The organism is Streptomyces sp. NPDC001156 (genome assembly GCF_053598275.1).
Genome location: NZ_JBSFJX010000005.1, coordinates 106,376 through 118,942, shown reverse-complemented (window position 1 = coordinate 118,942; position 12,567 = coordinate 106,376). Strand labels below are relative to the sequence as shown.

11 protein-coding genes are annotated in these 12,567 nt (G+C 71.9%); 10 read left to right on the top strand and 1 reads right to left on the bottom strand.

The genetic code is table 11. The features are described 5' to 3' along the window. The first annotated feature begins 46 nt into the window (after positions 1–46). The 8 genes from ACWDA7_RS04595 (at position 47) to ACWDA7_RS04560 (ending at position 8,915) form a co-directional block, all read left to right on the top strand. Positions 47–1,153, top strand: a complete 1,107-nt coding sequence (locus ACWDA7_RS04595; RefSeq protein WP_450602732.1) for a quinone-dependent dihydroorotate dehydrogenase — start codon at positions 47–49, stop codon at positions 1,151–1,153. Next, entirely contained in the window at positions 1,150–2,052 is a 903-nt protein-coding gene (pyrF, locus tag ACWDA7_RS04590; RefSeq protein ID WP_450602731.1) for an orotidine-5'-phosphate decarboxylase, read from the top strand. Before ACWDA7_RS04595 ends, pyrF begins: the two co-directional genes overlap by 4 nt. 275 nt (positions 2,053–2,327) lie before the next feature. After that, positions 2,328–2,651 (top strand): integration host factor, encoded by a 324-nt coding sequence (locus tag ACWDA7_RS04585; protein WP_059125536.1) that lies wholly within the window; start codon positions 2,328–2,330, stop codon positions 2,649–2,651. Positions 2,652–2,688: 37 nt separating this feature from the next. Further along, positions 2,689–3,246, top strand: coding sequence for a guanylate kinase (gene gmk / locus ACWDA7_RS04580; RefSeq protein WP_450602730.1), 558 nt, complete (start codon positions 2,689–2,691; stop codon positions 3,244–3,246). Between the two features lie 50 nt (positions 3,247–3,296). Further along, the gene (gene rpoZ / locus ACWDA7_RS04575; protein WP_005319902.1) at positions 3,297–3,569 is read left to right on the top strand and encodes a DNA-directed RNA polymerase subunit omega; all 273 of its coding nucleotides are present in this window, start codon (positions 3,297–3,299) and stop codon (positions 3,567–3,569) included. 158 nt (positions 3,570–3,727) lie between these two features. Then, complete coding sequence (coaBC, locus tag ACWDA7_RS04570; RefSeq protein ID WP_450602729.1) at positions 3,728–4,930, top strand: bifunctional phosphopantothenoylcysteine decarboxylase/phosphopantothenate--cysteine ligase CoaBC; 1,203 nt, start codon at positions 3,728–3,730, stop codon at positions 4,928–4,930. A 238-nt stretch (positions 4,931–5,168) separates the two neighbouring features. Continuing rightward, the gene (gene metK, locus ACWDA7_RS04565; protein ID WP_450602728.1) at positions 5,169–6,377 is read left to right on the top strand and encodes a methionine adenosyltransferase; all 1,209 of its coding nucleotides are present in this window, start codon (positions 5,169–5,171) and stop codon (positions 6,375–6,377) included. 378 nt (positions 6,378–6,755) lie between these two features. Continuing rightward, positions 6,756–8,915, top strand: coding sequence for a primosomal protein N' (locus ACWDA7_RS04560; RefSeq protein ID WP_450602727.1), 2,160 nt, complete (start codon positions 6,756–6,758; stop codon positions 8,913–8,915). 217 nt (positions 8,916–9,132) lie between these two features. Here the strand turns inward: ACWDA7_RS04560 and ACWDA7_RS04555 are convergent, their stop codons facing one another. Then, positions 9,133–9,669: a hypothetical protein gene (locus ACWDA7_RS04555; RefSeq protein WP_450602726.1), complete on the bottom strand. Its 537-nt coding sequence runs from the start codon at positions 9,667–9,669 to the stop codon at positions 9,133–9,135. Between the two features lie 299 nt (positions 9,670–9,968). Between ACWDA7_RS04555 and fmt the strand changes: the two genes are divergently transcribed. Next, the gene (gene fmt / locus ACWDA7_RS04550) at positions 9,969–10,901 is read left to right on the top strand and encodes a methionyl-tRNA formyltransferase (RefSeq protein ID WP_450602724.1); all 933 of its coding nucleotides are present in this window, start codon (positions 9,969–9,971) and stop codon (positions 10,899–10,901) included. 86 nt (positions 10,902–10,987) lie between these two features. After that, positions 10,988–12,406, top strand: a complete 1,419-nt coding sequence (locus tag ACWDA7_RS04545) for an RsmB/NOP family class I SAM-dependent RNA methyltransferase (RefSeq protein ID WP_450602723.1) — start codon at positions 10,988–10,990, stop codon at positions 12,404–12,406. The last annotated feature ends 161 nt before the right edge of the window (positions 12,407–12,567 follow it).

The following is a 12,567-nucleotide window of genomic DNA, read 5'->3' as shown; positions in this document are numbered from 1 at the left end:
TGTCCCCCTCCTCATGAGGACCCCGGACCCTGAGGACTCCCGAGACATGTACAAGCTGTTCTTCCGTCTGGTCTTCACACGGATGGACCCCGAGCAGGCCCACCACCTGGCCTTCCGCTGGATCCGCCTGGCCGTGCGCATCCCTGTGCTTCGCACCTTCGTCGCGGCGGCCCTCGCGCCCCGCCACCAGGAACTGCGCACCGAGGCGTTCGGTCTGCGGATGCACGGCCCCTTTGGGCTCGCCGCCGGTTTCGACAAGAACGCCGTCGCGATCGACGGGATGTCGATGCTCGGCTTCGACCACGTCGAGATCGGCACGGTGACGGGGGAGCCCCAGCCGGGCAACCCCAAGAAGCGGCTGTTCCGCCTGGTCGCGGACCGGGCGCTGATCAACCGGATGGGCTTCAACAACGAGGGCTCGCTGACCGTCGCCGCGCGTCTGGCGTCGCGCACCCCCGTCTTCCGGACGGTCGTCGGCGTCAACATCGGCAAGACCAAGGTCGTCCCCGAGACCGAGGCCGTCCAGGACTACGTGAAGTCGACCGAGCGGCTCGCGCCGTACGCCGACTACCTGGTGGTCAACGTCTCCTCGCCGAACACCCCCGGGCTGCGCGATCTGCAGGCGACCGAGGCACTGCGTCCGCTGCTGACCGCCGTCCGCGAGGCCGCCGACCGCACGGTCACCAGCCGGCGGGTGCCGCTCCTGGTCAAGATCGCCCCGGACCTCGCGGACGAGGACGTCGACGCCGTGGCCGATCTCGCCGTGGAACTCGGGCTGGACGGCATCATCGCCACGAACACCACCATCGCGCGCGAGGGCCTCGGCCTGAGCTCCGAACCCTCCCTGGTCAAGGAGACGGGCGGACTGTCGGGCGCGCCGCTCAAAACGCGCTCTCTGGACGTGCTGCGCCGCCTCTACGCGCGCGTGGGCGACCGCATCACCCTGGTGGGCGTGGGCGGCATCGAGAGCGCCGAGGACGCCTGGCAGCGCATTCTGGCCGGTGCCACGCTGGTGCAGGGCTACAGCGCGTTCATCTACGAAGGGCCCTTCTGGAGCCGCGCCATCCACAAGGGGCTCCTCGCCCGACTCCGTACGAGCCCCTACGCCACCCTCGCCGACGCGGTCGGCGCCGACGTGAGGAAGACCGCATGACCGCCCACCCGACACCGGGCCACCACTCTCCGGCGGAGGCCGCCGGGCCGCAGCGGCTTTCCGGGGAACCCTTCGGCGCGCGCCTGCGCCGTGCCATGGACGAGCGCGGTCCGCTGTGCGTCGGCATCGACCCGCACGCCTCGCTGCTCGCCGAGTGGGGCCTGAACGACGACGTCGCGGGCCTGGAGTGGTTCAGCCGCACGGTAGTGGAGGCGACGGCCGGGCGGGTCGCCGTCCTCAAGCCGCAGAGCGCCTTCTTCGAGCGCTTCGGCTCGCGTGGCGTGGCGGTCCTGGAGAAGACGGTCGAGGAGGCGCGGGCCGCCGGGGCACTGGTGGTCATGGACGCCAAGCGCGGCGACATCGGCTCGACGATGGCCGCCTACGCGGAGTCCTTCCTGAGGAAGGACTCCCCGCTGTTCTCCGACGCGCTCACGGTCTCGCCGTACCTCGGCTACGGGTCGCTCAAGCCGGCCGTGGACCTGGCGAGGGAGAGCGGGGCGGGTCTCTTCGTGCTGGCCCTGACCTCCAATCCCGAGGGCGGCGAGGTGCAGCACGCCGCGCGACCCGACGGCCGGAACGTGGGGGCGACGATGCTCGCGCACCTCGCCGCCGAGAACGCCGGGGAGAAGCCCCTCGGCTCGTTCGGCGCCGTCGTGGGTGCCACGCTCGGCGACCTGTCGTCGTACGACCTGGACATCAACGGACCCCTGCTCGCCCCGGGCATCGGGGCCCAGGGGGCCACCGCGGCCGATCTGCCGCGCGCCTTCGGGGCGGCGGTGCACAACGTGGTGCCGAACGTGAGCCGGGGGGTGCTGCGCCACGGCCCCGACGTCGTCGCTCTGCGTGACGCTGCGGAACGTTTCGCGGACGAGATCAGGGCCGCTGTGGCGGCCCGCTAATCGCCTTCTGGCTTCACGAGCGGCCCTCCGACGAGTGTCTCCGGGAGGGCTTGAGTCTGAATACATCCTCAAATTCGGGGCAATATGTCCGAAAAGTCCGGCTCGATGGAGGCTGACCAGGACTTTTCCGCTGTTCTCGCTGACTCCGGCGCGCTCGCCCGCTAGTCTCCGACGAGAGGACGGGCAAGCGTGTTGCTCGTGGCTCCCCAGGTGTGGGCCGACTAGGTTCCTCACCGGTCCGTATCCGACAGTTCGACATCCGAGGTGACGTAGGCGTGGCTCTTCCGCCCCTTACCCCTGAACAGCGCGCAGCCGCGCTCGAAAAGGCCGCCGCGGCTCGCCGGGAGCGGGCCGAGGTGAAGAATCGACTCAAGCACTCCGGCGCCTCTCTGCACGAGGTCATCAAGCAGGGTCAGGAGAACGACGTCATCGGCAAGATGAAGGTCTCCGCCCTGCTCGAGTCCCTGCCCGGCGTGGGCAAGGTCCGCGCCAAGCAGATCATGGAGCGACTGGGCATCTCCGAGAGCCGCCGCGTGCGCGGTCTCGGGTCCAACCAGATCGCCTCGCTGGAGCGTGAGTTCGGCGGCGCCACCAGCTGAGTCCGGTGCACTCCGGGATTGCTGGAATAATCGCTGCATGAGTGAACGTCCGCGGCTGACCGTGCTCTCCGGCCCCTCCGGGGTCGGCAAGAGCACGGTCGTCGCCCATATGCGCAAGGAATACCCCGAGGTGTGGCTCTCGGTGTCGGCGACGACCCGCAAACCACGCCCCGGCGAGCGGCACGGAGTCCACTACTTCTTCGTCACCGACGACGAGATGGACAAGCTGATCGCCAATGGGGAGCTGCTGGAGTGGGCCGAGTTCGCCGGCAACCGCTACGGCACGCCCCGGGCCGCCGTGCTCCAGCACCTGGAGGCCGGAGTGCCGGTCCTGCTGGAGATCGACCTCCAGGGCGCCCGGCAGGTCCGCGAGTCCATGTCCGAGGCCCAGCTGGTGTTCCTGGCTCCTCCCACCTGGGAGGAGCTCGTGCGCAGACTCACCGGACGGGGCACCGAGCCGCCGGAGGTGATCGAGCGCCGTCTGGAGGCGGCCAAGATCGAGCTGGCGGCCGAGCCCGAGTTCCATGTCACCCTGGTCAACACCTCGGTCGAGGGCGTGGCGCGCGAGCTGCTAGCCTTGATGAACGTTGTGTGATCAGGGTTGTGTGATCAGGTCTGATCTTTCCCATCTTCGGAAGGTAGAGCGTGTCCTCTTCCATCACCGCGCCCGAGGGCATCATCAACCCGCCGATCGACGAGCTCCTCGAGGCCACCGACTCGAAGTACAGCCTCGTGATCTACGCGGCCAAGCGGGCCCGTCAGATCAACGCGTACTACTCGCAGCTCGGTGAGGGCCTCCTCGAGTACGTCGGTCCCCTCGTCGACACCCACGTCCACGAGAAGCCGCTGTCGATCGCCCTGCGCGAGATCAACGCGGGTCTGCTGACCTCCGAGGCCATCGAAGGCCCGGCGCAGTAGCAGCAGCACGCATCAGGACCGCGTTCGCAGGTAGTCGAATCTGCGGATCGCGATAGGTTTTTCCACAGGCCCGGCAGCTCGGCTGTCGGGCCTGTGGTGTGTCATAGACCCGTACGCCGGTGAACCTCGGCGTACGGGTGTCGAGTGCGGGAGGCCCGGTGGGCAAGCCGAATGTCGTTCTGGGGGTCAGCGGTGGCATCGCCGCGTACAAGGCGTGTGAGCTGCTGCGCAGACTGACCGAGTCCGGCCATGACGTCCGTGTCGTGCCGACCGAGTCCGCGCTGCACTTCGTGGGTGCCGCGACCTGGTCCGCCCTCTCCGGTCACCCTGTCTCCACGGAGGTCTGGGACGGCGTCCACGAGGTCCCGCACGTCCGCATCGGCCAGCACGCCGACCTGGTGGTCGTGGCCCCGGCGACGGCCGACATGCTCGCCAAGGCCGCCCACGGCCTGGCCGATGACCTGCTGACCAACACGCTCCTGACCGCACGCTGCCCCGTCGTCTTCGCCCCGGCCATGCACACCGAGATGTGGGAGCACCCGGCCACCCAGGAGAACGTGGCGACGCTGCGGCGCCGCGGTGCCGTGGTGATCGAGCCCGCCGTGGGCCGGCTGACCGGTGTGGACACGGGCAAGGGCCGGCTGCCCGACCCCGCCGAGATCTTCGAGGTCTGCCGTCGGGTGCTGGCCCGGGGCGTGACCGAGCCGGATCTCGCAGGCCGCCATGTGGTGGTCAGCGCGGGCGGCACCCGGGAGCCTCTCGACCCCGTCCGCTTCCTCGGCAACCGCTCCTCCGGCAAGCAGGGCTACGCCCTGGCCCGTACGGCCGCGGCACGAGGCGCCCGCGTCACCCTGATCGCCGCGAACACGGACCTGCCCGACCCGGCCGGAGTGGATGTCGTCCGGGTGGGCACCGCGGTCCAGCTGCGCGAGGCGGTGATGAAGGCGGCCGCGGAGGCGGACGCCGTGGTGATGGCGGCGGCGGTGGCGGACTTCCGCCCGGCGACCTATGCGGCGGGGAAGATCAAGAAGCAGGACGGCCGGGACCCGGAGCCCGTCGTCCTGGTCAGGAACCCGGACGTCCTCGCGGAGATCTCCGCCGAGCGCGCCCGTCCCGGCCAGGTGGTCGTGGGCTTCGCCGCGGAGACGGACGATGTGCTGGCCAACGGCCGCGCGAAGCTGGAGCGCAAGGGCTGCGACCTGCTCGTGGTGAACGAGGTGGGGGAGCGCAAGACCTTCGGTTCGGAGGAGAACGAGGCCGTCGTGCTGGGCGCCGACGGCAGTGAGACCCCGGTGCCGTACGGCCCGAAGGAAGCACTGGCCGACACGGTGTGGGACCTGGTCGCCCGCCGTCTGACCTGAGGATCTCACCCGTCCTCGGACACCGGCCGGCTCGGAACATTCAGGCGTGGCGACCCTGGAAAAGATCCTGCGGCATAGGCAGAATGCCCGTGCCGCAGGTCACAGCGTTCCCGAGAGACGAGACACATGGGCGGGTGGCCGAGCGCGACCGATAAACTGTTCTCGGACGACGCCGGGCGCAGCCCCCGTCCCGTCCACCAATGATCAGCCAGCAGCCGCTGCAACCCCAGGGAGCGTTGTGTCCCGTCGCCTGTTCACCTCGGAGTCCGTGACCGAGGGCCACCCCGACAAGATCGCTGACCAGATCAGCGACACCATTCTCGACGCGCTTCTGCGTGAGGACCCGACTTCCCGGGTCGCCGTGGAGACGCTGATCACCACCGGCCTGGTGCACGTGGCCGGTGAGGTCACCACCAAGGCCTACGCGGACATCGCGACGCTGGTGCGCAGCAAGATCCTCGAGATCGGCTACGACTCGTCGAAGAAGGGCTTCGACGGCGCCTCCTGCGGCGTCTCGGTGTCGATCGGCGCGCAGTCCCCGGACATCGCGCAGGGTGTGGACGCGGCCTACGAGGCCCGTGTCGAGGGTGACGAGGACGAGCTGGACCGCCAGGGCGCAGGCGACCAGGGGCTGATGTTCGGCTACGCGTCGGACGAGACGCCCACGCTGATGCCGCTGCCGATCTTCCTGGCCCACCGCCTGTCCAAGCGGCTGTCCGACGTCCGCAAGAACGGCACGATCCCCTACCTGCGCCCGGACGGTAAGACCCAGGTCACCATCGAGTACGAGGGCGACAAGGCGGTCCGGCTGGACACGGTGGTCATCTCCTCGCAGCACGCCAGCGACATCGACCTGGAGTCCCTGCTGTCGCCCGACATCCGCGAGTTCGTGGTGGAGCCGGAGCTGAAGGCTCTGCTGGAGGAGGGCATCAAGCTGGACACGGACGGCTACCGTCTGCTGGTCAACCCCACCGGCCGGTTCGAGATCGGTGGCCCGATGGGTGACGCGGGCCTGACGGGCCGCAAGATCATCATCGACACGTACGGCGGCATGGCCCGCCACGGCGGTGGCGCGTTCTCGGGCAAGGACCCGTCGAAGGTGGACCGCTCGGCGGCGTACGCGATGCGCTGGGTCGCCAAGAACGTGGTCGCGGCGGGTCTCGCCTCGCGCTGCGAGGTCCAGGTCGCGTACGCGATCGGCAAGGCCGAGCCGGTCGGTCTGTTCGTGGAGACCTTCGGGACGGCCAAGGTCGACGCCGAGAAGATCGAGCACGCGATCACCGAGGTCTTCGACCTTCGTCCGGCCGCGATCATCCGTGATCTCGACCTGCTCCGCCCGATCTACTCCCAGACGGCGGCGTACGGTCACTTCGGCCGTGAGCTGCCCGACTTCACCTGGGAGCGCACGGACCGCATCGAGGCCCTGCGGACGGCCGCGGGGCTGTAACCCCCCCCCGACGCGTAGCACAAGGCCCGGCGCCCGTCTTTCGGACGTCGGGCCTTGTCGTGCCGGAAACGGCCGTGTGAGGCCCTTCGCGGTACGGAGCCTGCGGTGTGCCCCGGGGGAGTGCGAGTGTCGCGTGTGTGCTGCTGTGAGGCCCGGGATCGCCGTCGCCGCAAAGGGTCGGGACAGTCGCCGACGCATGCCCGGCGCGCGTGCGGGCACTGGTGGCCACTGTCCTCCCAGGCTCGAATCCTGCTCCGGGCTCGGCGCCCGTATCGGCCGAGCGGACCATGCCCGAAGGGCCCTCGGAGTGTGCGTGAGCTGTGGCGGAGTGAGCTCGGGCCGGCGCCGGTGTCAGTGACGTTTGGTAAGAATGCAAGCGTGAGCAGCGCGAACGGGGAGCAGCGGGCGGGCGGGGAAGAAGCCGCGCCGCCCGAGCAGCTTGCGCTGATGCGTGAGGCCGTGCGGAAGGCCCAGGAGCCCAGGGCCAAGCCGCGGACCTGGCGGGGAGCCGCGCTGGCCAAGGAGCGCCCCGTGGCGCGCGTGCTCGTCGACAAGGGCGTGCTGCATCTGGACCGGTACTTCGACTACGCGGTCCCCGAGGAGCTCGACGCGGTGGCCCAGCCAGGGGTCAGGGTCAGGGTGCGCTTCGGAGCCGGTGGGCGCACCGTGCGGGAAGGGCGCCGCGAGGGCGGTGGGCTCATCGACGGGTTTTTGGTCGAGCGGGCGGCCGAGTCCGACTACTCCGGGCCGCTCGCCGCGCTGGCGCAGGTCGTGTCTCCCGAGCCGGTTCTCTCGCCCGAGCTGCTCGGACTCACCCGGGCCGTCGCCGACCGGTACGCGGGAAGTCTCGCCGATGTGCTCCAGCTCGCCGTGCCACCCCGGCACGCCCGGGCCGAGGCCACCGAGATGGGGGCGCCGCCCTCGCCGCCTCCCGCACCCGACCCCGGGTCCTGGCGGCGCTACGGGCGGGGGACGCAGTTCCTGGAGTCGCTGGCCGGCGGCGGGGCACCCCGGGCCGTGTGGACCGCGCTGCCCGGGCCTGAGTGGGCGCAGGAGATCGCCCGGGCCGTGCAGGCCACGCTGGCCTCGGGCCGAGGAGCGCTGGTTGTCGTGCCCGCCGGACGTGCCGCCGCGCGGGTCGATGCCGCCCTCAAGGGGCTGATGGGAGAAGGACAGCACGCGGTCCTGACCGCCGATGCCGGTCAGGAGCGCCGCTACCGGGAGTGGCTGGCCGTACGGCGCGGGGCCGTGCGGGCGGTCGTCGGGACGCGGGCCGCCATGTTCGCGCCAGTACGGGATCTCGGGCTCGTGGTGGTCTGGGACGACGGGGACGCCAGTCACAGCGACGACAACGCTCCCTTCCCTCATGTCCGCGAAGTGCTGGAGCTGCGCGCCTCACGGGACAAGTGCGCCTTTCTGCTGGGGAGTTGGAGCTGCACCGTCGAGGCCGCCCAGCTTGTCGAGAGCGGTTGGGCCGTACCGCTCGTCGCCGACCGCGAGCGGGTGCGGGCAGCCGCGCCGCTCGTGCGGACCGTGGGGGACGGCGACCTCGCGCGGGACGAGGCCGCGAGGGTGGCACGCCTTCCCACGCTCGCCTGGGAGGTCGTACGGGACGGGCTGAGGACGGGCCCCGTGCTGGTGCAGGTGCCACGGCGCGGTTATGTGCCCCGTATGGCCTGTGCCCAGTGCCGCGCGCCCGCCCGGTGCCGGCACTGCGCCGGACCGCTGGCCGCCCAGGACGCGGGGGAGCTGCGCTGCGGCTGGTGCGGACGGGAGGAGACGTCCTGGCACTGTCCGGAGTGCGGCGGTTTCCGGCTGCGGGCCCAGGTCGTCGGGGCCCGGCGGACCGCCGAGGAACTGGGGCGCGCGTTCCCGGCCGTCCCGGTGCGGACCTCGGGGCGTGAGCAGGTGCTCGACACGGTGCCGGGGACGCCCGCGCTGGTCGTGAGCACACCCGGGGCCGAGCCGGTCGCCGACGGCGGATACGCGGCGGCGCTGCTGCTCGACGGATGGGCCATGCTCGGGCGACCGGATCTGCGGGCCGGCGAGGACGCGCTGCGGAGGTGGATCGGCGCGGGCGCGCTCGTCAGACCGCAGCCGGCCGGCGGGACCGTCGTGGTGGTCGCCGAGCCGACGCTGCGGCCGGTGCAGGCGCTCGTGCGGTGGGATCCCGTCGGGCACGCGGTGCGGGAGCTCGCCGAGCGGGCCGAGCTGGGCTTTCCGCCGGTCTCGCGGATGGCGGCCGTCTCGGGTCCGGCCGAGACGGTGACCGGGTTCCTCGGCGAGGTACGACTTCCCGCGGACGCGGAGGTGCTGGGACCGGTGCCTATGCCGGTGACCGAGGCCGGGCGGCCGCGGCGGACCGGTGCACCGCCGCCGGGGCAGCGGTGGGAACGGGCGCTCGTCCGGGTACCTCCGGGGAGTGGGGCCGCGCTGGCGGCGGCGCTGAAGACCGCGCTGGCGGCCCGGACGGTACGTGGGGGGAGCGGCGGCGCCGAGCCGGTCCGGATCCGGATCGACCCACCGGACATCGGGTGACCGAGCGGATCGCGCGAGCGGGTCAAGGTCGCACGGTGCGGTGCCGATTCGGCCGTGCCGGGCGTCCGGTGACGGCACGTCAGGAGATGCCTCGGTATCCGCGAGGCCCGGAGGCGGCGGCCGGTGTGCCGTCCGCCGGGCATCCCGCGGTCCGCAGGCCCGCCCTGCGACCGTGCGGCTGCCTCCCGGAGGTTCCGGGAGGCAGGCGGGGAGCGGTTCAGCCGTTGCGCGGGCCGGGGAAGGCCGTCGGCCTGACCTCGTCGCGCAGGGTGGGGGCGCTCGCCGTCGGCTGCGTCGGCATCGAGCGGGCCGCGGGGACCGCGGGGATACCGGCGCCCATATTGATCGTGCGGCTGCCGGACGAGTCCGCGGAGAGCTCGGTGTCGCCGGTCGGCTGGGTGCCCGCCGCGCGGCGGGCACCGTAACGGCGGTGCACCGCCTGCTTGGTGACGCCCAGCGCGGAGCCCACGGCGTCCCACGAGAAGCCGAGCGAACGGTCGAAGTCCACGGCCGCCGTCACCAGGGTCTCCACACTGTCCCGCAACTCCTGGGCGAGCCGGACGGTAGGAGCGGGGGCGCGTCCGTAGACGACGAAGCCCGTGGAGGGGCCGGAGCGGCGCGGACGGTACACATTGCCCAACTGGGCGGTGAGGGTGCGCAGTGCGTCCACCTGCCGGCGGACCCGCTCGATGTCCCGCACCAGCAAGTGCAGGCTGGCCCGGGCCTGGGCGTCGTGGGTTGCGTGGTCGGCCATGAACAAGCCTCTCGAACCGGCGTTGAAAAGGGCCGGGCCGCGATCGCGGCCCGTTGCGGTCAACTCTTACTTGACCAACGCGCCTTCAGGCCTGTGGTCACGGTGCGGGGGCGCGAGGACATATGCGTACGCCCCCATGAGTGGTGTGCGCTGCCATGGGGCGTTCGTCGTGGCATGAGGCCGCCGCAGCGCCTCGTACGCCCCCGGCCCCATAGACTGGTGCGCTGCCCGTCCCCCTCGGCGCAGCCGGGGGCGCACGGGCCCGTCAGTACTCCCGCCCGAGAGGCCGTCACCCACCCATGAGGCTTGTCTTCGCAGGTACCCCCGAGGTCGCCGTTCCCGCGCTGGACGCCCTGATCGCGTCCGAGCGGCACGAGGTGGCCGCCGTCGTCACACGGCCCGACGCACCGGCGGGGCGCGGGCGCAGACTCGTCGCCAGCCCCGTCGCCGAGCGGGCGGAAGAGGCGGGGATCGAAATCCTCAAGCCGAACAGGCCCCGGGACGAGGACTTCCTCGCCCGGCTGCGGGAGATCGCACCCGACTGCGCTCCGGTCGTCGCCTACGGCGCGCTCCTGCCGCGCGTCGCCCTCGACATCCCCGCCCACGGCTGGGTGAACCTCCACTTCTCCCTGCTCCCCGCCTGGCGCGGCGCCGCCCCCGTGCAGCACAGCGTGCTGGCGGGCGACGAGATCACCGGGGCCTCCACCTTCCTGATCGAGGAAGGGCTCGACTCCGGGCCCGTCTACGGCACCATCACGGAGCAGGTCCGTTCCACCGACACCAGCGGCGACCTCCTCACCCGTCTCGCCTTCGCCGGTGCCGGACTGCTCGCGGCCACCATGGACGGCATCGAGGACGGCAGCCTGAAGGCTGTCCCGCAGCCCGCCGAGGGCGTGACGCTCGCGCCCAAGATCACCGTGGAGGACGCGCACGTCGACTGGTCCGCGCCCGCCCTTAGGGTGGACCGCATGGTGCGCGCCTGCACCCCCGCGCCGGGCGCCTGGACCGCCTTCCGTGGCGAACGGCTGAAGCTCATCCAGGTCACGCCGGTGCCCGAGCGCACGGACCTCGCCCCGGGACACCTGGCTGTCGGCAAGAACAACGTGCAGGTCGGCACCGGTTCGTACGCCGTGGAGCTGGTGTGGGTGCAGGCCCAGGGCAAGAAGCCCATGCGGGCCGCGGACTGGGCGCGCGGGGTGCGGATCGGCACCGCGGAGACCCTCGGGAGCTGACCGGGGGCCGCCCTCCGCGATCGGCCCGGCACGCGTGGACGTAGGCTGGGAAGCGCACGTCATCCCACATCCGGAGCACCTTTTTCGTGAGCGACCAGTCACGTCGTCCCCGCAAGCCGGGCAAGCCGTACCGCCGTCCCCAGAAGGACCCCGTCCGCATACTCGCCTTCGACGCGCTGCGAGCCGTCGACGAGCGGGACGCGTACGCGAACCTCGTGCTGCCGCCGCTGCTGCGCAAGGCACGGGACACGGACGACTTCGACGGGCGGGACGCGGCGCTCGCCACCGAGCTGGTGTACGGGACGCTGCGCAGGCAGGGGACGTACGACGCGATCCTCTCGGCCTGCGTCGACCGGCCGCTGCGCGAGGTCGATCCGCCCGTGCTCGACGTACTGAGCCTCGGCGTCCATCAGCTGCTCGGGACGCGGATCCCGAGCCACGCGGCCGTGTCCGCCACCGTCGAGCTCGCCCGGGTCGTGCTCGGCGACGGGCGGGCCAAGTTCGTCAACGCCGTGCTACGCAAGGTCGCCCAGGACGATCTCGACGGCTGGCTGGAGCGGGTGGCCCCGCCGTACGACGAGGACCCGGAGGACCACCTCGCCGTGGTCCACTCGCACCCGCGCTGGGTCGTCTACGCCCTGTGGGACTCTCTCGGCGGCCCTCGCGCCGGGATCGAGGACCTGCTGGAGGCCGACAACGAGCGTCCCGAGGTCACGCTCGTCGCCCGCCCCGGCCGCGCCACCACGGAGGAGCTGCTGCGCGAGGAGGCCGCGGTGCCCGGCCGCTGGTCGCCGTACGCCGTCCGGCTCACCGAGGGCGGCGAGCCCGGTGCCGTGAAGGCCGTGGCGGAAGGCCGCGCGGGCGTTCAGGACGAGGGCAGTCAGCTCGTCGCCCTCGCCCTGGCGAACGCGCCCCTGGAGGGTCCCGACGAGAAGTGGCTCGACGGGTGCGCGGGTCCCGGTGGCAAGGCGGCGCTGCTCGCGGCGCTCGCCGCCGAGCGCGGAGCCGTACTGCTGGCATCCGAGAAGCAGCCCCACCGGGCCGGCCTGGTGGCCAAGGCGCTCGCCGGAAACCCCGGCCCCTACCAGGTCATCGCCGCCGACGGCACCCGGCCTCCGTGGGGCCCCGGCAGTTTCGACCGGGTGCTGATGGACGTTCCCTGCACCGGGCTCGGGGCGCTGCGCCGCCGTCCCGAGGCCAGGTGGCGGCGCCGTCCCGAGGACCTGGACGGCTTCGCCCCGCTCCAGCGCGCCCTGCTGCGCACGGCACTCGAGTCCGTACGCGTCGGCGGCGTGGTCGGCTACGCCACCTGCTCGCCCCACCTCGCCGAGACCCGCGCGGTGGTCGCCGACGTGCTCAAGCAGTTCCCCGGGGCCGAGCTCATCGACGCGCGCCCACTGCTCCCGGACGTCCCGGCCCTCGGAGAGGGTCCGGACGTACAACTGTGGCCGCATCTGCACGGCACGGACGCTATGTACCTGGCGCTGATTCGCCGGACCGGCTGAACCGGCGTGCCGGCGGTGTAGGTTCTCGGGACACCTGAAGGCGCAACTGGCACCGGAACCCGGCGACTTCACCGGCCAACACAGGGACCGGTCACAGCACTTCCAGATGCCCTTCCACGCACCGGAGCCGAACCCGGCCGAGGGTTCCGGTCGTTCCTCGA